1 protein-coding gene is annotated in these 256 nt (G+C 50.8%); it reads left to right on the top strand.

Annotated elements, in window-relative coordinates:
- The coding region (locus R0J87_RS22350; protein WP_498889062.1) for a DNA-processing protein DprA at positions 1–256 on the top strand (256 nt) is incomplete at both ends.

The raw sequence follows: 256 nt of genomic DNA on the forward strand, positions 1-256 counted from the left end.
GTTTAGAGCAGGTGTATCCTTCGTCTAACAAGATATTGGCACAGACCATCGCTGAACAAGGCGCCTTGGTATCGGAGTATTTTCCGGATGTGCAAGCCAGAGCCGAGTTTTTTCCACAGCGTAACCGCATCGTAGTCGGATTAAGTATCGGTACTATAGTGGTTGAGGCGGCGCTGAAAAGCGGTACTTTGATCAGTGCTAACCTGGCAGCTGAGTACAGCCGGGATGTGTTTGCTGTGCCAGGCTCGGTATACAG

The organism is Halomonas sp. SIMBA_159, from assembly GCF_046536035.1.
GTDB lineage: Bacteria > Pseudomonadota > Gammaproteobacteria > Pseudomonadales > Halomonadaceae > Vreelandella > Vreelandella venusta_A.